The organism is Brevundimonas sp. NIBR10 (assembly GCF_027912515.1).
Taxonomy (GTDB): domain Bacteria; phylum Pseudomonadota; class Alphaproteobacteria; order Caulobacterales; family Caulobacteraceae; genus Brevundimonas.
On the sequence record NZ_CP115464.1, the window covers coordinates 702,934 to 720,996 of the forward strand.

The window sequence follows — 18,063 nt, forward strand, 5'->3', positions numbered from 1 at the left end:
CCCTCTCAGTCGTTTCGCGTCGCATTTTAGATCGCATACGGATGGATAAATTGCAAGAGAAATGGTCCGTCTCCGGAGTGGTTTTCGCATGAGTGTCTTTCTTCTGTGACCGAACCGCCACGCTCCATCGCCACCCCCTGCATCAAGGTCTGCGTCGTCGACGGGGCCTCCAGCCTCTGCCTGGGCTGCCTGCGGACCCTGTCGGAGATCGGCGGCTGGGCCGGTTTCACCGACGCCGAGCGCGCCGGGATCATGGCCGACCTGCCCGACCGCCGCGCCCGGATCGACCCGGCGAAACTGGGCCCGGTGTGAGGTCGGTGAACGGCTCAGCTCGCTAACCGGGCGTCAACCACATCGGTTCACCGCATCCCAACGCAGGCCATGCAGGATGCCCGTGACCGCAGAAGCGGTTCTGTCGCGTGAGCCCGCATGATCCGCTTCGACTTCCAGTCCGCCGCCGTGATGGTGATGGCGACGGCCTCCTCGCTGAGCGTCGCCTTCTGGCTGACCCACACCGACGCCTCGCGCCGCGAGGCCCGGGCCGAGACCGTGCTCGCCGTGCCTGCCGCCGCCCACGCCCCGGCCGCCAAACCCGGAACCGCCCAGGTCATGCGCGCCGCCGACGGCCACTACTGGGCCGAGGCCAGGATCGACGGCCGCGCCGTCCGCGTCCTGGTCGACACCGGGGCCAGTGTCGTGGCCCTGACCCGCGAGGACGCCCTTCGTCTGGGGCTCAAGCTCACGCCCGCCGACTTCACCCGCACCGTCAACACGGCCTCCGGGCCCGCCCGCGCCGCCGCCGTCACCCTCAGTTCGGTGTCGATCGCCTCGGCCGAGGTCCATGACGTCCAGGCCCTGGTCGTCGAGGCGGGCCTGGAGCAGTCGCTGCTGGGCATGAGCTATCTGGGCCGCCTCTCGGCCTTCGAGGCCACCCCTGCGGCCCTCACCCTTCGCCCCTGACGGACGGCCCTGAACGGGGGCCAGTTTCGCAACTTCGCGGCTCCGATCCCTTGCTGCGCAAGGGATTGCTCGATTCTCGACCCCTTCGACCTGGCGCCCCTCGCCCCTGTGTTAGGATGGGCGTCCGGTCTTTGACATTCCACGCCCGCCGTCCCGGTCACGGAGTCCGGACTCAACGGACTCAACGGACTCTGTTTTTGGAGTCCGGACAGTCCGGCGTTTCGGACCATTCAGACCTTTCGGACTCTGTTTTTCGTCGCGTCGACGCGATCAGAGCGCCTTGATGACCACCAGGGCGGCTGTGACCAGCAGATAGACGGCAAACGCCCGCCGCAGCACCCGCTTGTCCAGCCGGTGCGCCAGCCTTGCGCCATAGGGGGCGATCAGGGTGGTCAGCAGCGCCATCAGCACGGCCGCCGGCACATTGACGTATCCGACCGACAGCGGCGGCCGTCCGGGCGCTCCCCAGCCGAACACCGCGAACCCCAGGGTCGCCGCGATCCCGATGGCGATGCCGAAGCCCGAGGCCGTGGCCACCGCCTGATGGATCGGCCGCCCGCACAGGGTCAGCAGCATCCCCCCGAACGAGCCGCCGCCCACCCCCATCATGGCCGACAACAGGCCGATCCCGGTCCCGACCCCGCGCCGTCCCCAGCCTGTCGGCAGGTCCCTGGCCAGGGTGATCCGCTCCGGCAACAGCCCCATCTGTGCCGCCACGACCATCAGGCAGACGCCATAGACGATGGCCAGTCCACCCATGGAGGTGAAGCCCGCTATCCCCGCGCCGACCAGGGCACCCAGCCCGACCCAGGGTGTCCAGGTCTTCAGCACCGCCTCATCGACCGCCCCGTGACTGCGGTGCGCGGCCAGCGACCGCCAGGAGGTCGCCACGATGGTCATCAGCGACGTCCCGATGGCGACGTGCAGATTGCTCTCTCCACCCAGCCCCAGCACGGAAAAGGCATAGAACAGGGCCGGCACGATCACCGTCCCGCCCCCGACCCCGAACAGGCCCGCGATCAGCCCCCCGAACAGCCCCGCCGCGACCACGGCGACCAGCAGGGCGGCGATCTCCGACAGCGGCAGGCCCAGGATCGTCACGCGGACTGTTCGCCCACAACCGGCTCACGCGGCTCGGCCCGACGCGCCTCGGCCTCCCGCACGGCCTCGACGGCCCGGTCGACCACGTCCAGCCCCGCCCCCCTGGCGATGGCTTCGACTGTCAGGATGCGCCGGAACGCCCGGGCCCCCGGTCGGCCGTGCATCAGCCCCAGCATGTGCCGGCTCATGGCGTGCAGGCCGACGCCCTCGTCCAGCCGGGCCGCCAGATAGGGCCGATAGCGGTCGATGGCCTGATACGGATCGACGTCCGCCGTCTCGGCCCCATACAGCCGCCGGTCCACCTGACCCAGCAGGGCCGGCTCGTGATAGGCCGCGCGGCCCAGCATGACCCCGTCCAGCTGCACACCGTCTGCGTCATCGAGGTGGGCCTCGGCGGCGTCCAGCGTGGCGATCCCGCCGTTGATGGAAACGCTCAGATGCGGCCGCTCCCGCTTCAGCCGCCGCACCAGGGCGTAGTCCAGCGGCGGGATGTCCCGGTTCTCCTTGGGCGACAGGCCTTGCAGCCAGGCCATCCGCGCATGGACGATGAAGACCTCGATGCCGACCGCCGCACAGGCGTCCACAGTGGCGAACAGGCTGACCGCCGGATCCTGGTCGTCCACCCCGATCCGGCATTTCACTGTCGCCGGGACCGAGACCGCCCCCTCGATGGCCGCCATACAGTCCGCCACCAGCGCCGGCTCGCGCATCAGACAGGCCCCGAACCGGCCCGACTGGACCCGGTCCGACGGACAGCCGACATTCAGGTTGATCTCGTCATAGCCCATCGCCTCGCCGATCCGGGCCGCCTCGGCGAGCTGTTCCGGGTCCGATCCGCCCAGTTGCAGGGCGACCGGATGCTCGACCGCATCGAACCCCAGCAACCGCTCCCGGTCGCCATGGATCACCGCCGGCGCCGTCACCATCTCGGTATAGAGCAGGGCCTTCGTCGTCAGGGCGCGGTGAAACGCCCGGCAATGCCGGTCGGTCCAGTCCATCATGGGTGCAATGGACAGTCTACGTGCTTGATTTATCAAGTCTTTTCCTATATAAATCAGTGCACACGCGGCATTTCGTGTGCACTTTTCTACGCTACTCCACGACGTTTTTCGCGCCTTTTCGACATCTCATTGCACCCGTTTTGCACCCGAAAAATGGCTTCGATCCGCAGACAAAAATCCGGCCGCTGGCGTGTCCAGGTTCGTCGCAAGGGGAGAGCCCTGAGCGAGACCTTCGTCCGGTATGATGACGCCAAGGTTTGGGCGGTCGAAGCCGAGCGCGAAATCGATCGCGGAGAGTCACCGCGCAAGTCACGGATTTCGAAGCTCACGACCTTCGGCGACCTCATCGACCTGCACATCGCTGACATGAAAGAGGTAGGTAAGGCGCCGGGTCGCTCGAAGGACGCCACGCTCAAAATGTTGAAGCGGGTGCTCGGCAAGCGGAAGCTCGTCGAACTTGATCGGGATCGCTTCATCGAGTTCGGCAAGGCGCGGGCCGCGGAGGGCGCAGGTCCTGTCACCCTCTCGATCGACATCGGCATCATCAAACTCGTGCTTCAGCACGCCGCCGCGGTCCACGGCCTGCGGGTTTCGGTCGAAGCCGTCGATCTGGCGCGCTACGCGCTTAAGAGGCTGGGCCTCATCGGAAAGGGGACCGACCGCGACCGTCGCCCGACGGAAGACGAGCTGGCCAGATTGATCGCCCATTTCGACGACAATCCGCGACAGGGGATACCAATGAGCCGGATCGTCAAGTTCGCCATCGCGACCGCGATGCGCCAGGACGAGATCTTTCGCGTGGTCTGGGACGATCTGAACACCCGGACCAAGATGCTGACTATCCGGGATCGGAAGGACCCCCGGCAGAAGAAGGGCAACGACCAGCGCATCCCCCTGCTATCGGTTTCAGGTTTCGATGGCCTGGCCTTGGCAGAAGAGCAGCGGGCTCTCCGGGACAACCAGGATGCGCGCATCTTTCCCTTCAATCATCGATCCGCTGGCACGGCCTTCACCCGCGCCTGCCGAAAACTGGAGATCGAAGATCTTCACTTCCATGACCTCCGCCATGAGGGAACGAGCCGGCTGTTCGAAGCGGGCTTTGCAATCCAGCAGGTCGCGCTGGTGACCGGGCACAGGGACTGGAAGATGCTAAGGCGGTATACGCACCTGAAGCCGGAAGGGCTGCACGCGATCGCTGCGGCGCTGGCGGCATGACCATGGGTGGTTTTCCGGCGAGCCGCGGGCTGTATAGTGGTGCTCAGACCGTCTCGGGTCGCCCATGCGTATGTTCAGACTTCGGTCAAAGGCATGGGCGCATGTTAAAGCCATGTTCTCACCACCCGGGCGGTCGCCCTATCATTCCGGCGCAGGTTCTGACCGATGAAACGTGACATCGATCACCTGCCCGAGAAGCAGCAGGCCGAGCTGGCTCGGGTGCGTACGACGCTGCTGACCGAGTTCGACGCCTCCATCGCCGGCGGCACCCAAACCTGGCGCAAACACGGCAAGATTCTCAAGATCATCCTGTTTGGATCGTATGCGCGCGACGACTGGGTCGATGAGCCCGAGAACGGCTACCTCTCCGATTTTGATCTGCTGATCGTCGTCAGCAACGAGAAGCTGACCGACATCGCCGACTACTGGTACGTTGCCGAGGACAAGATCCTGCATGATCCGGGCATCGGCCGTACGGTAAACATCATCGTCCATGACCTGGCCGAGGTGAACGCCGCCATTGGCCGGGGGGAGTATTTTTGGACCGACATCGTTCGGGATGGGATTGTTCTCTATGAGCTGCCTGGACATCCGTTGGCAGTTCCGCAGCCAATGACGCCTAGCAACGCCTTGGCATTAGCTGAGCGATATTTAGAGGCCAAGCAGATCGACTTGGACGCTTGGCTGGAGGATGCCGCGCGATGGCTAGAGCGATCAGGTGAAGGTTCTCATGCGCGGAAGCGTGCAGCTTTCCATCTGCATCAGGCCGTTGAGACGGCCTACATCCTCAGTCTCCTGGTCCATACGTTCTATTTCCCGCGCTCGCACAATATCAAGTTCCTGCGGTCGTTGGCGGAGGACGTGGACAAGACCCTCATCGCCGCTTGGCCAAGAGAGACGAAACTTGAACGGCGCCGCTTTGAGACGCTGAAACGGGCCTACGTCGAAGCGCGATACTCCGACCAGTACGATGTGAACGTCGAAGATCTGGAAGCGCTGTTCGTGGCTGCCCGAGGCTTGGCCGACCTAGTCGCCGCGTCTGCGAGTCGCAGGCTGGCTGGACTCAGAGCACCGGCTACGGATGTCTGAGTCCCGCGCCAAAGAAGGGTTGAAACTGTGAACCGATACTTCGGTCGGTCGTGGATTATTTTGTCATGTGTGTTGGGGCGAGCCTACAGAAGCCGAGATGGCGCTTGATCGTCCATGGGCCATGTTCGCTCTTTGCCTTGGCCTAGGGTCATGCTGGAGGAGGGCGCTCGACTTCGCAAATCAGTCTCGTGTCCGGTGTCCGCGCCGTTAGGAGAGGAGAGGGCGGCGATTTGAGGCCGGTCGTGCCGGTTTTGGCAAGCAGACTTTCGCGCGCGTTCGAGGCGCGGGCGAGCGCCTACAAATTCTTCTGGTTCTTGTCGCTCCTAAACTTGATCGATGATCATGAGGATCCTGCGGAAGACGACGTCATTGCCGAAATGGTGGTGCTCGCTTGGGCGCCCAGCGCCCTCTACCGTCTGTCCTTCGGGGTGTTGGATCGTCTGCAGGACGTCATTCTCGACCTGCAGGCTTGGAGCGCTCTTCCGGGCGCCGCTTCGCCCGCCCGTGTCCGTGCCGTTCTGAAGGCCTGGCCCGAAGGGCGTTCGAGGCTGGATGCCCTAGCCCGCTATGTGCCGTCCCGCTTTCTTGCGCCATGGCTGTTGGAGGCGCTCGCCCCCTCGATGCGCGAAGACCTTCGGACGCAGGCGATCGTCGCGATCGCCGCCGACTCAATCGGTTTGGGCGCTGGTCCCCCCTATGCCTTGAAGCGGGAGGGTCGGCGTACGCGCGTTGTGATGGATCCGGTCTGGCGCGCCTATCTCCGCGATCAGAGGTCGATGATCGAGGTGTTCGCGCAGATGAAGCTGGCGGCATTCCTGCAATCCCGGAACCCCCACACGCCGGCCATCGTAAACAAGCTCGGGCCGCCCAATCCACGCAATCTCCGCGCCCAGCGTGCTGCGTTTGAAGTTCTGGCCCTGAGCGAGCCGTTGCACGATCTCTATTCGGGCGAACGGCTCGCCGCTTTCGCACTCGACCATGTCTTGCCGCGCAGTTTCCTGGCCCACGATCTGATCTGGAACCTCGCGCCGGTGACGGCGGCCACCAATTCGTCGAAGGGCGACAGTCTGCCTGACCTCACCGACATTAATGCGCTTGCAGGTCTTCACCATCGCCTGATGACGATACTCGGCCCGGAGGGTCGGCTTCTAGAATCCTACAGTTTGGCCTTCGGTCGCGACGTCGCCGCCGTCCGCGGCCTCCCATTGGTCGAACTGGAGGGTCTGTACAGGGCTCACTATGCGCCACTGCTTCAAATTGCGGCCAATCAAGGCTTTGCGCCGTGGCAGCGAACAGGCGTATGAGCAGGCGGGTGGCGTTCCGATCCACACTTCTCTAGCGTGTAATTGTGACCCTCGCCGACCTCGAAAATCCGACGATCAGGAAGCCCGAACACCGGTTTTCCGGGCATCAGACTTTCGCTCTGCGGATCGCCTGGTTGCCGAAGGCTGTGGAGGCGATCGCAGCGGATCCAAACCTTCTCAACAACACGCTGCAGTCCGTAACCCGCTTGGGTCTTGGCAAGAATATGGTCGAGGCTCTGCGCTGCTGGTTGGAGGCTTATGGCGTCGCCACCAAGGGAACCAACGGCTGGGCGTTGACCAATGAGGCGGCGCTGATCCTGAACCGTCCGCACGGGTTCGACCCGTTCCTTGAAGATCCGCAAACGCTGTGGTGGCTGCACTGGAAAATCTCCACGCTGCGCGTCGCTCCGTTCTTCGCCTGGGACCTGATGATCAACCGCTGGAATGAGCCGTCATTTTCGGCAAGCGCGGTGGTGGAGAGCTTCGCGCGTCACGCTGAACAGGACGATCGCGTCCTTTCGGAGGTGACGATGAAGCAGCATTTTGAGGTCTGGCTGAGAACTTATTGCGCGCCCAAGGGAGGACGTGCGCTCGAGGACGGGCTCGATAGTCCGCTGGCGGGTCTGGCTCTGGTGCGTCAGTTCGGCGAGCGCGAGACTGCAGGCCGGCGCGAACATGTTTATGGGTTCGACCTCGGCAGGAAGCGTGGCGTCAGCCAGGCGCTTTTCCACTACTGTCTGATCGATTGGTGGGACGCCCGTCCAGACGATGAACAAACCGCGCCCTTCCACGAGGTCGCCCATGGCTCGCGAAGCCCGGGCCGTGTTTTGCGGATGCCCGAGGGCGAGGTCCGCGAGCGTTTGCACCTGCTGGGCGCAATACAAACTTCGGGCTTCGAGCTTCACGAAAGCCTGAGCCAGCAGCAGCTACGCCGCACTGACAGTCCGCTGCCGGATCGTCTTGGCGCCCTGACCGCGGCCTATGCGCGGGGCGCATCGCTCCGGAGTTCGTCCCATGACTAAGGTCAAAAGTCCGAACGCTGGAGCGGCCGGGGCTGCGACGACGGCCTTTCGCGTCAATCCGCGTCACTTCCGGTCTGTTCAGATCGACCGGGATTTCGAAGATCCGCAGTCGAGCGACCACTATGTCGTCACTCCCTTCATCGAGGCGGCGCATAGCCGGCTCGCCCAAAGCCTGAACCCGCAGTCTACGGTTCGCGCCTGGCGCCTCACGGGTGACTACGGGGTCGGGAAGTCCAGCTTCGGTCTCGCCTTCGCCAAATACGCCGCCGGGCAACTGGAAGCTCTGCCGGTATCGTTCGCCAAGGCCCCCAGCGCAGTCCGACTCGAACCCGTTCTGGTTTTAGGAGAACGTGAACCGCTTGCCCGTGGTCTCTTGCGGGCGGTCGAAGCCACTCTGACTCGGCTAAAAATGAAGCCATCGCGACGCCTACGGGCGGCGATCGAAGCGATCGGTGAGGACGGGTCTACGGCGATCGTCGAAGCGATTGAAGCATTTGGGGATCAACTCAGAGATCAGAGCCGGGCGGACGGTCTGCTCGTCGTGCTGGATGAACTGGGCAAGAATCTTGAGTACGCCGCTCAGTCGCCCGGCGGCGACGATCTGCACGTGCTTCAACGGCTGGCGGACGCTGCCGAGCGCAGCGGGGCAACGCCGCTCGTCGTCGTAGCCGTTCTTCACCAAGGCGTTAGCGCCTACGCCGAAGATCTGCCGGCCGCGCGTCAGAAAGAATGGCAAAAGGTCTCAGGTCGCTTTGAGGAGCTCCTGTTCGCGCCCCCGATCGAACAGGCGGCCGTGCTCGTTGCTGCAGCGCTCGAGGCTGATCCCGGACACACGCCGGCCGCCCTCGGCAATGAGGCGGCGCTCACTATGCGCCATGTTGCGGCGGAAGGCTGGTATGGCGCCGGGGCGCCTCAGGACGAACTTGTCGCGCTCGCGCCTCGCCTCCTGCCGCTCGATCCGATGGTCCTTCCGGTGCTGTCGCGGGTACTTCGACGTTTCGGCCAGAATGAGCGCTCTCTGTTCAGCTTCCTGTCGTCTGCCGAACCCCATGGCCTGATGGACCACGCGCGCGCCGCCAAGGGGCGGACGCGTCCATACCGGCTGCACGATCTCTATGATTATCTGAGCGTAAATCTCGCCAGCGCCCTGGAAACCGGATCGACGGGAACCCGTTGGGCCGTCATCGAGGGCGTACTCCGCTCTGCGCCTGTGCGCGATGCCCTTGAGGTTGATGCCCTGAAGACCGTCGGGGTGATCAACCTGCTCGACGACAGCGGCTTTAGCCTCACACCGGATCTGCTCGTCTGGGCCGTCGCAGGGTCGGAGCCGGGTCAGAGAGCAGTCGCCGAACGAGCGGTGGCGAGGATCACCGACGAGATGCGGCTGATCTATGATCGGGGCGCGGGGGGGGGGCTCTGCCTGTGGCCACATACCAGCGTTGATATCGAAGCGGCTTTCGAGGCCGGCCTGAAGGCCTGCGAGATCGACAGTGGCCTCCTGTCGGGGCTGCGCGAAATCCTGCCGACCGAGCCTGTGGTGGCACGACGCCACTATGTGACGACCGGCGCCCTGCGCCACTTTGATGTCCTCTACACCGATCGCAGCCAGTTGGTGGCGACCTTGGCTCTGGAGATGGACTACGTTCGTCAGGACGGCCGCATCGTGGTCGCGCTCAGCCGCAGCGCGGACGAACGCGACGCCATACTGACACAGCTGGAAGCAAACCCCGGCTGGGCGCCAACTCTCATGGTCGGAGTTCCGGAACCCGTAGGCGGACTTGCGCCGCTCCTGCGGGACGTCAAGGCATGGCGCTGGGTGATGGAGAACACGCCTGGCCTGGCGGGAGATCGGATCGCGCGCGAGGAAATCGATCGTCAGCTCGCGATTGCCGAAGATCGGCTTCGTCGCAATATCAGCGCCCTGATCGACCTGCGCGGCGACGGCGCCCTGACCACGCGCTGGTTCCATCGCGGCCGGTCGCTCGACATCCGTTCCGGGCGGGATCTGGCGGCAGGCCTGTCGGACATCTGCGACGTTGCGTTCGAAGACGCGCCCATCGTCCGCAATGAGCTGATCAATCGTCGGGTCTTGTCGAGCGCTGCGGCCCGGGCGCGATCCCTGTTGATCGAGGCCCTGTCGATCAAGTCCGCCGAGCCACTTCTGGGGCTGGACGAAACCCATATGCCGCCCGAGATGGCGATTTACAGGTCGCTGATCGAGGCTGGCGGACTGCATGTCCAGCGGGACGGTCAATGGTCGGTCGGCCTGCCTGACCGGGACGTCCTGCATCTGGCGCCCACGCTTCTTCGGATCGGCGAACTTCTCAAGGCGGAGGAAGATCGTCACGTCCCGTTCCTGGAGCTGGCCGAGGCGCTTCGCCTGCCGCCTTACGGCGTCCGCGACGGCGTCTTCCCTTTGATGCTGGCGATCTATCTCGCCATCCATTGGCATCACACCGCCGTCTATGAGGACGGCACCTACCTCGAGCAGGTGGGCGCCCCCGAGTTCGCCCGGATGCTCAAGGAGTCCGAGCACTTCAGCATCCAGCACTGCGCTGTCGAGGGGGTGAGGGCGGAAGTCTTTACCCGACTGGCGGGCGTGGCGGGCGTCTCGCCGAATGCGGTGGACCTTGACTTGCTCGATGTGGTCCGGCCGCTGTTGACCTTCGTCGCCGCACTGCCGGATCACGCACGCCGAACCCGCAGCGTCAGCGTAATGACGGCCGCTGTCCGCAGCGTACTGCTGCGGGTCCACGACCCCAGCGCCCTGATCTTCACGGACCTCCCGATCGCGTGCGGTCTGGCGCCCTTCAAGGCTGACGAGCCTCTGGACGAAACCCGCCTCGACGATTTCGTCCAGGCCATGTCGACCGCCGTGGTGGAGCTGCGCGACGCCTATCCGTCGCTGCTTGAGCGGATCGCAACGGCCTTGCGCGGCGCCTTTGGCGTTGAAGGCTCCATTTCAGCCTTGCAATCGACCCTGGCCCGGCGCGCGGAGCCTCTGAAGGATGTGGTGGTCGAGCCGGATCTGAAGGCCCTGGTTCTGCGCCTGACAGATGTCGCGCTCGGGCCCAAGGCCTGGCTCGAGTCGCTGGCCAGCAATATGGGGCGAAAACCCGCCGAGCGCTGGAGCGAGGTGGAGGAGCGGGAATTCCTGCATCGGCTCAAGCTGCTGGGGCGCCGGTTCGATCGCGTAGCCGCGACCGTGGCCAGCAGTCAGGACCGGATCACTGCAGAGCCTGGCGAGAGCGCGTTTCACGTCATGATCACCTCGGCCGACGGTCGGGAGTTTGACGGTCTGGTTCGTGGCGCGTCCACGAGCCCCGAACTCGCTTCCCTGGAGGCCGAGTTCGGCGGTTTGCTCGACAAATATGGGGCCGCCGGGGTTCTGGCGGCGGCACGAGCCATTGTCGCCCACCAACGCACGGACGGCGAATGACCCTTTTCGCTGGACTGGAACACACCTATGAAGACAACTTGGGGTGGGGGCGATGAGCGAACAGAAACCAGTGCGTCATATTCTGAGCCTCTCCGGAGGCAAGGACAGCACGGCCCTCGCCATCTACATGCGCGACCGGGTCGAGAACATGGAATACATCTTCCATGACACGGGCAAGGAGCTGCCCGACACCCTGGACTATATTGAAAAACTCGAGGCGTACCTCGGGCAGCGGGTGGTGCGCACGACGACCCGCGAGAGCTTCGACGATGTCCTGCGCACAAAGGGCGGGATGCTGCCGTCGGGCAAGCGTCGGTGGTGTACGGAGCTTCTGAAGCTCAAACCCTTCGAGATGTACATCGGCGACGAACCTTGCGTGAACTACGTGGGAATCCGGGCCGATGAGGACCGCGTCGGATACATCAGCCACAAGCCCAACATCAAACCGGTCTTTCCTTTCCGGGACGACGGCATCGACTATGCGGGGGTGGTCCGTATCCTCGAGGACGCCGGTCTGGGGCTGCCGCCCTATACCGAATGGGGCCGGACCAGGTCGGGCTGCTTCTTCTGCTTCTATCAGCAGAAGATCGAATGGGTCCGTCTGAAGCAGCACCACCCCGAGCTGTTCGAGGAGGCCAAGGCCTATGAGAAGCCCAACCGGGTGAACGGCAAGGTCTTCAACTGGACCGACGAATCGCTGGAGACCATCGAAGCGCCGGAGCGGATGGCGCAGATCGAGGACAATTGGGAGCGGGCCAAGGAACGTCGCCGCGCCCGTCAACACAAGCGGCCGCTTGTCGCGGTCCTGGGCGGACTGGAAATCGAGGAATCGCCTCGAGACGGCTGCATGATCTGCCAGCTCTGATGACCTTCGACAGCGCCGCGGCGGCCCCACCTTCCGAGCCTACGCCAGGCGAACGCTGGATCAGTTTCCTGCGCGCCTATGGCCCAGTGAACAAGGTGGAGGGGATGTACGCGGAGACGATCGCTACCCACTCAAAGCGGCATCGCATCCCGGCGCTACAGTTCGAACATCCGCGTAGAACCCATCTGGAGGAACTGCTGAATCCTGCGGCGGGGCAACTGACCAATCTGATCCTTACCGGCACAGCGGGCGATGGAAAGACCAGTCTTTGCCACTTCCTGTGGGATCGGTTTGGCGGCTCCAATGTGCGTTCCACGGGCGCCGACCGAGGAAACTACCTGCCTCTCGACGTCGAGACGCCGGATGGCGTCCGACGTCTGCATTTTATTTTCGAGTTCAGCGGCTGGGCGCCGGCTGCAGGACAGGCCTGGCCTGACGACAAACTTGATCTACTCCGCCGGCTCGTTGCTGCGGTGAAAGGCGAAGGCGACGGTGAACGCTTCATCATCGCCGCGAATGACGGCAAGCTCGTCCAGGTTTTCGATCGCCCGCCGGCAGATATCGGCGCCGAGGCCCTTGGCGTGGCGATCGGCGAACTCCTGACGACGGAGCGCGAGCGTACGTCGGATTTCGAACTCTCGCTGATTGATCTCAGTCGAATGAAGACCGCTGACATCTTTGACCGCGCTCTGACCTGTCTGCTGGAGCGGGACGAATGGCGCTGTTTCGTCGATGAAGCGGACGATCCAGCGTTCGGTCCGGCATCGCCACTACGCAAGAACTACGATCTTCTCAAGGATACCCGGGTCCGCAGCCGCCTGATGGATTTGACGTCGCTTCTCGACGCAAACGGTCTCCATATTTCGATCCGTGAGGTTTTGCTGCTGCTGGTCAACGCTCTCCTGGGCTGGCCGGGGGCTTCGGATGGAGTCGCTTCGGTAGCTGACCTTCGTCATGTGGTGGCCGCCGGCTTGACCCACGAGTGCGCGCTCTACAGCAATATCTTCGGGTCCAATCTGAAGTCTGATCGGCGGCGCGAACAATACGCCGTCTTCCGCCATCTTGCCGGATTCCGCGTCGGTCAGGAAACCACCAACACGCTCGATAGCCTGATAATCTTCGGCGCCCAGGACGAGCGACTGAAGGCGAAACATGATGAATGGCTTGTTGCAGATCCGTTCTATGGCGCGAGTGCTGAATTCGAGCGGTTGCGAGACGCCTATCTCGAAAACGAGGATGACGGTGAAGGGCGTCCGGCATTCATGGAGGCCCTGGTCAGAGAGCGGCGTCGGCTGTTCTTCCGTCTGCCTCCAGGCGGGGGCGTGTATGATCCGTGGCGTCTGAGCGTTTTCCAGGCCGCGGGAGATTTCCAGCGCGATGTTCTGGTTCCACTGGCGGCCGAACGCGATGTCGACCTGGGGGTGGTTCACGACCTCGTTCGCGGGCTGAACCGGGTATGGACAGGCATGCTGGTAGGGGAGACCGACAGGCTCCACCTTACGACCGGGCTCGACCTGACGACCGCTCCCATCAGCAGTATCGTCCTCTACGCTGTGCCCGTCCGGGGCAGTCTAAACGGCGAAGAGGTCGCCATCGTGCGCGATGCTGAGGGCCGTCCCACGCTGCGGGTCACCCTCAGGGAAAATCGAACGCCTCTCGACTTCCGCCTGACTCTGGTCAGGTACGAGTTCCTCACCCGGGTCGCGCAGGGCGCGCTTCCCGGCAGTTTCTCGAAGGAGTGCAATGAGGACGTGTTAGCGTTCAAGAGCCAGGTCCTCGGACAGTTCTATGACATCTCGAAGGACAAGCCTCGGCCCCTTTTCATCCTTGAACTCGGGGCCAATGGCGCGGTGATGCCGCGACAACTCAGCGTGATGATGTGACCTTTCTCGACGAAAACAATGTCGCCCGTGTGCCGGCGACGTGGCGGGTCTTCAAGGAAGTCTCTGTCTGGTTTGAAGAGGCGCTCTTCGGTCATCGAATATGGGCGCGCCAGACACCCTGGCTTTTATTTCTCGAATTTCTGAACGTTGCCGACGCCCAGGCTCGGGAAGGCCGCGAGATGTTCACGCCAGCGGAGCCCGATGTTCCGCAGCCCTATCAACTTCGCTATCGTATGGGACTTCGCAACATTCTCTATGCCAACGGCGACCTGTTCGACATCGCCCGAGAGGGTTGGGACGACGAAGCGAAATGGACCAAGTGGCTCGCCGACATGTCCGGGGCGGACACGGCGCCTGCAGAGACCTACGGCTACCTGCGAAAAAACTTTAAATATTTTCGGGACTTCGCTGATCTTGTGGCGCTGGTCAGGCAAACCACCCTTGAAGGGTCCGGCAACGTCCGCTGGTCTTCCCGGTTCATTTTCCCTTTTGGCATCAACGCCCTCTTCACCGACGCCATAATCGGCCGCAACGGTCCGGGTCGGGATTACGGCAATTTCGGCCGGACGGGCGAGATCCTCTACTACATGGTGAGCCGCGCCCGCCGGGGCGGGGAACTGCGCCCCTATTTCGAGAATTTCTTCGCACCGGATCAGCCGAAAAACAAGTTGGCGGCGCTGTTGTGCGCCCCCAGCGACGATCGTTGCGGCCAGGAGATGCTGGGCAATTCCTTTCTGCCCTATCGACAACATCCGGCCTTCGATCGACTGGTGGAGGACTGGCTGTCGGTTATTGCGTTGGATCTTCCCGCCCAGGACGCCTTCGCCTATCTCGCACCGTTGGCGTCGTTGCATGTGATGCTCTACCATCTCGAGACCGCCGCCAGCCAAGCTGGGGCCGAGACGCGGCCAAGCCTCGTCTGCGAGATAATTGCTCCACGCCGCGGGTTGGTAAGGCAGCGCTCGATCGCCTCGTTCAACACCAATGACGCGCTTGTCAGGCAAGCCGTGAATGGCCAGGCGGAGAGATTGTTCGCATCATTCGAGACCGAACTGGCCAAGGATGAGGTGGCGAGCGAGGAAGAGCGCCTGGATCAGGTTCGTGGGCTACTTCTGGACCAATCCAATTTCGAGACCGACGATCCAAAAGCCCGCACGCTTGACGGTCTGCGCAATGCCTTCGAAGACGCCGTGGAGACGAAGCTCGACAATAGCGCGGGCCGGGTCCATTCGGCCTACGGGCGATATGTGGGTCTGGTTTCGAAACGCGGCACCAACCGTTATCGCTATGCGCCGAACGATGACTTCATGAAGATGTTGGTGGTGACCCGGGTCAAGACCCAGACGGAGTTCAGCCGCTTTCTTGATGATCTGTACGCCCACGCCGGGCTGGTTTTCGGTCCCGAGGAGGCTCGCGCTGCGCTTGCGCCGGCCGATTTCGATCATGCCTCATTCGCCAAAAACCGGGACCGGCTCGAAGCCCGTCTAGCGAGCATGGGCTTGCTGAAACGGCTGTCCGACGGCTGTGCCTACGTCGTCAATCCGTTGGCGACGAAGGTTGCGGCATGACTGAAGCCCTCGATCTGATTGGGCGAATGGCGGCGCGTCTTTTGACGGCCAAGCTGGATGCGGATGCGGGCGATAGGGGCGCCGCTCGCTTCGTCATCCAGGGGCTGGCCAATGACGAGGTCGTCGCCATCATCACCGCGATCCAGGCGAACGACGCTCTGGCGGCACGCCTGGACATCACCCTGCCTCGCCACGTCTTTGAAGGAATGGCGGACGTGCCCGCGACCTTGTTGACCGACCTTGCCGCAACGGAACTGCGCCACGCAGACTGTAGCCGGGAAGGGCGACTGATGGTCCTTACGGATGACAGCCAGCAGCAGTCTGTCGCCCAGGTACAGAAGATTGACGCGGACGCCCTGCTGGACGACGTTCTGGCTCCGAGCTGGATCGACGAGGCCTCTGCTGGTCTTTCACTTGACGAGGCTCATCGGTCGCAATGGATCGCAGCATTCCGGGCCCTGATCAGGATTGACCGCGTCGGGCTGCGACAGACCGCCGCTTTTCTGTCCTCTGTAAGGTCAGAACTTGCGGAGGGAGCGACGCTTCCTCACGCCCACGGCCATTCCCTTCTGACCATAGGGTTGCCGCGGCATCGGCGACTGTTCGATGATATTCCGCCCCAGAAGTTGACCTGGATGTCGCTTTGGAAGGCGCGTTTCGAGAGCCATTGGTCTCGTCAGAACTTCATGGCCAAACGGGATCTGAAGCAGATCCCGCTGCCCAGATCTCTCCTGCGCGAAAAACTTTCACCGCTGGAAGAGATCCTGGCTCCGGAGATTTACGCCGCGCTGGATGATTATATTCAAGCTCCGGACGGCGTCAGCGACAACACCATCAAGCTGTTTGAACATGACTGGGCGGATCTCGCGCCCTTCTTTGATGAGGCGCAAAAGGCCGACAAACGCCGCATCGGGGCGGAGACCCATGAGTTCTATCAGGTCCGGAGCGACCTGGTGACCGCCGCCGAGCTGGACTATCTCGATGAGTTTCGCGAACGCCGGCCCCTGGCGAATCCCGCCAAGCAAATTCAGGACGAGGAATTCTACGCCAGCCACGCCGATGAGATGCGCGAGGATCCTCGTCTCTCAGCGCTATGGGAGCGCTTCATATATGGGCAAAAGGTTGAGTGCCGGGACTTCCTCGATGGTCTGGTCCAGTGCCTCAGGCGAACCTATCAACCGCTGGACGCGCACAAGAGAGTTCTGGTCGTTCGGGCCCAGGAGACTGGGCAAAGCCGGTTTCTCGGGCTCAACCACGAGATCTGCACCTATTTCGCCGGGCGTTACGCCGGTCTTTCATCAGCCTTTGATGGACTGATCCGCTTCGAGGGCGTGGATGCGTTCAACTACCCCAATTTCGCTGACGCCATCGCGAAGGACAAGCGGCGTAATGCGCTTGCCACAAGCAAGCGGGCGCGCCAGCTGAATTTCAGGGTTTGGCTGGAAGGGGAGGGTCCGCTCGCCGCAGCGTCCAGAACGGCGGAGATCAAGCTCGTCTGGGAAGGAGACCTTAAAACGGTCGGTCTGACGTATCCTTCAGATCTTGGCCGGCTGCGAGAGAACTCGGCCAAGACGCCCCTGATCGAATGCGCGGCCAAACAGGCGCGCGCCCGTTCTCGAGGCGCGGGTCCAAACCTTCAGGATGTTTCGACCTTGGAGCCGGCAGGAGCGCGCGACCGAGGCGCTTTCGTTCCGAAGTCGCGGCCCCAGTCGCTGACCAAGGACTGGAAGCTCCAGGTTCAAGGATTGATCGATCTCGAACTGCTTTCCGCCGAGGGCGGCAAACGGCTCCTTGAGGCCTATGCGACCTTCGAGACTGCCTACAAGCTCGCCATTGAAGAAATCACATACCTTGGCTTCGTCGCCGACAGCGTCGCAGTGCAGGCAAACGCCTATAGCGCGTTGTTGCACGCCATCCTCGACGCGGATTTGCCCGCGCTGGGACTGCGTCCCCGTTTTGCGTCCCGTTATGTCCATCGGCGTGGGCGCGCCGCGACGCAAGGGCCCGCTAGTTCCGAGCGCGTGCGTCGGCGCGTCGTTCTTGCCCTGGACAACACCCCTGCCGCGATGAGCGCATCCAGTACGGGTCGCCGTTGGAGAGAGGCCTTATCAAAGCGCCTATCCTCGCCGAGCTTCCTAGAGCGCCAGCCTACCCATTTCACAGAGCCAGGGTGGTCTCTGTTCTTGGCGAGCTGCGTCCGCATGCTGGCGGAACCGCTTGGTGGCCCCTGAGAATCTGAGCCATAGCGAGCCTGGATCGGGCGAAACCCGGCCTGAGCTCCTCGACCATGTCCGACAAGCCCTGATCGGCTACAGCTTGCAACGAACCGCCGAGTCGCGGGACCAGCAGTGACCTGAGACGCGACTGACCGGCGGCCGACAACAGTGGCCGCCGGTCGCGCGGGAGACGTCGAGAGTCACTTCTGGTCAAATCCTATCTCCGCCTGCAACACGCAACGAAGCCGATAATCTCTTCGGTGGTCTTGTACAACTTTGCTACGCCAGCCGCCCGGCCTCAATGGCCGTCGTCAACCGAGCCACCGTTCAGAATCCGAAGCGAGGACGGCGACATGCTACGGAGTCAGCGCGTGAATTGAGCGCCAACCGCAGAATGGAC

13 protein-coding genes are annotated in these 18,063 nt (G+C 63.3%); 11 read left to right on the forward strand and 2 right to left on the reverse strand.

The features are described 5' to 3' along the window. Positions 1-105 precede the first annotated feature (105 nt). Both O5K39_RS03455 and O5K39_RS03460 read left to right on the forward strand, forming a co-directional pair. Entirely contained in the window at positions 106-312 is a 207-nt protein-coding gene (locus O5K39_RS03455) for a DUF1289 domain-containing protein (protein WP_271145888.1), read from the forward strand. A gap of 117 nt (positions 313-429) precedes the next feature. Then, entirely contained in the window at positions 430-960 is a 531-nt protein-coding gene (locus O5K39_RS03460; RefSeq protein WP_271145889.1) for a TIGR02281 family clan AA aspartic protease, read from the forward strand. A gap of 270 nt (positions 961-1,230) precedes the next feature. Here the strand turns inward: O5K39_RS03460 and O5K39_RS03465 are convergent, their stop codons facing one another. Both O5K39_RS03465 and dusA read right to left on the reverse strand, forming a co-directional pair. After that, positions 1,231-2,061, reverse strand: a complete 831-nt coding sequence (locus tag O5K39_RS03465; protein ID WP_271145890.1) for a sulfite exporter TauE/SafE family protein — start codon at positions 2,059-2,061, stop codon at positions 1,231-1,233. Next, positions 2,058-3,110 (reverse strand): tRNA dihydrouridine(20/20a) synthase DusA, encoded by a 1,053-nt coding sequence (gene dusA / locus O5K39_RS03470; protein ID WP_271147219.1) that lies wholly within the window; start codon positions 3,108-3,110, stop codon positions 2,058-2,060. The genes O5K39_RS03465 and dusA overlap by 4 nt, the downstream gene beginning before the upstream one ends. A gap of 105 nt (positions 3,111-3,215) precedes the next feature. Between dusA and O5K39_RS03475 the strand changes: the two genes are divergently transcribed. The 9 genes from O5K39_RS03475 (at position 3,216) to O5K39_RS03515 (ending at position 17,678) form a co-directional block, all read left to right on the forward strand. Continuing rightward, positions 3,216-4,277, forward strand: coding sequence for a site-specific integrase (locus O5K39_RS03475; protein ID WP_271145891.1), 1,062 nt, complete (start codon positions 3,216-3,218; stop codon positions 4,275-4,277). A 165-nt stretch (positions 4,278-4,442) separates the two neighbouring features. Further along, positions 4,443-5,366 (forward strand): nucleotidyltransferase and HEPN domain-containing protein, encoded by a 924-nt coding sequence (locus O5K39_RS03480; RefSeq protein WP_271145892.1) that lies wholly within the window; start codon positions 4,443-4,445, stop codon positions 5,364-5,366. A gap of 230 nt (positions 5,367-5,596) precedes the next feature. After that, on the forward strand, positions 5,597-6,670 hold the full coding sequence (locus O5K39_RS03485; protein ID WP_271145893.1) for an HNH endonuclease domain-containing protein: 1,074 nt from the start codon (positions 5,597-5,599) through the stop codon (positions 6,668-6,670). Between the two features lie 44 nt (positions 6,671-6,714). Continuing rightward, positions 6,715-7,692, forward strand: a complete 978-nt coding sequence (locus tag O5K39_RS03490; RefSeq protein WP_271145894.1) for a DUF4007 family protein — start codon at positions 6,715-6,717, stop codon at positions 7,690-7,692. After that, positions 7,652-11,131 (forward strand): hypothetical protein, encoded by a 3,480-nt coding sequence (locus O5K39_RS03495; protein ID WP_271145895.1) that lies wholly within the window; start codon positions 7,652-7,654, stop codon positions 11,129-11,131. Before O5K39_RS03490 ends, O5K39_RS03495 begins: the two co-directional genes overlap by 41 nt. A 52-nt stretch (positions 11,132-11,183) precedes the next feature. Continuing rightward, the gene (locus tag O5K39_RS03500) at positions 11,184-11,996 is read left to right on the forward strand and encodes a phosphoadenosine phosphosulfate reductase family protein (protein ID WP_271145896.1); all 813 of its coding nucleotides are present in this window, start codon (positions 11,184-11,186) and stop codon (positions 11,994-11,996) included. Continuing rightward, positions 11,996-13,879 (forward strand): hypothetical protein, encoded by a 1,884-nt coding sequence (locus tag O5K39_RS03505; RefSeq protein WP_271145897.1) that lies wholly within the window; start codon positions 11,996-11,998, stop codon positions 13,877-13,879. The genes O5K39_RS03500 and O5K39_RS03505 overlap by 1 nt, the downstream gene beginning before the upstream one ends. Further along, on the forward strand, positions 13,876-15,447 hold the full coding sequence (locus O5K39_RS03510) for a hypothetical protein (RefSeq protein ID WP_271145898.1): 1,572 nt from the start codon (positions 13,876-13,878) through the stop codon (positions 15,445-15,447). Before O5K39_RS03505 ends, O5K39_RS03510 begins: the two co-directional genes overlap by 4 nt. Further along, a complete protein-coding gene (locus tag O5K39_RS03515) occupies positions 15,444-17,678 on the forward strand; it encodes a hypothetical protein (protein WP_271145899.1) in 2,235 nt (744 codons plus the stop codon). Before O5K39_RS03510 ends, O5K39_RS03515 begins: the two co-directional genes overlap by 4 nt. The last annotated feature ends 385 nt before the right edge of the window (positions 17,679-18,063 follow it).

Bases quoted from the DNA above. Each gene is read 5' to 3' on its own strand.
- O5K39_RS03460 (WP_271145889.1), top strand. From the start codon at position 430: ATGATCCGCTTCGACTTCCAGTCCGCCGCCGTGATGGTGATGGCGACG.
- O5K39_RS03475 (WP_271145891.1), top strand. From the start codon at position 3,216: ATGGCTTCGATCCGCAGACAAAAATCCGGCCGCTGGCGTGTCCAGGTT.
- O5K39_RS03480 (WP_271145892.1), top strand. From the start codon at position 4,443: ATGAAACGTGACATCGATCACCTGCCCGAGAAGCAGCAGGCCGAGCTG.
- O5K39_RS03495 (WP_271145895.1), top strand. From the start codon at position 7,652: ATGCGCGGGGCGCATCGCTCCGGAGTTCGTCCCATGACTAAGGTCAAA.
- O5K39_RS03500 (WP_271145896.1), top strand. From the start codon at position 11,184: ATGAGCGAACAGAAACCAGTGCGTCATATTCTGAGCCTCTCCGGAGGC.
- O5K39_RS03505 (WP_271145897.1), top strand. From the start codon at position 11,996: ATGACCTTCGACAGCGCCGCGGCGGCCCCACCTTCCGAGCCTACGCCA.
- O5K39_RS03515 (WP_271145899.1), top strand. From the start codon at position 15,444: ATGACTGAAGCCCTCGATCTGATTGGGCGAATGGCGGCGCGTCTTTTG.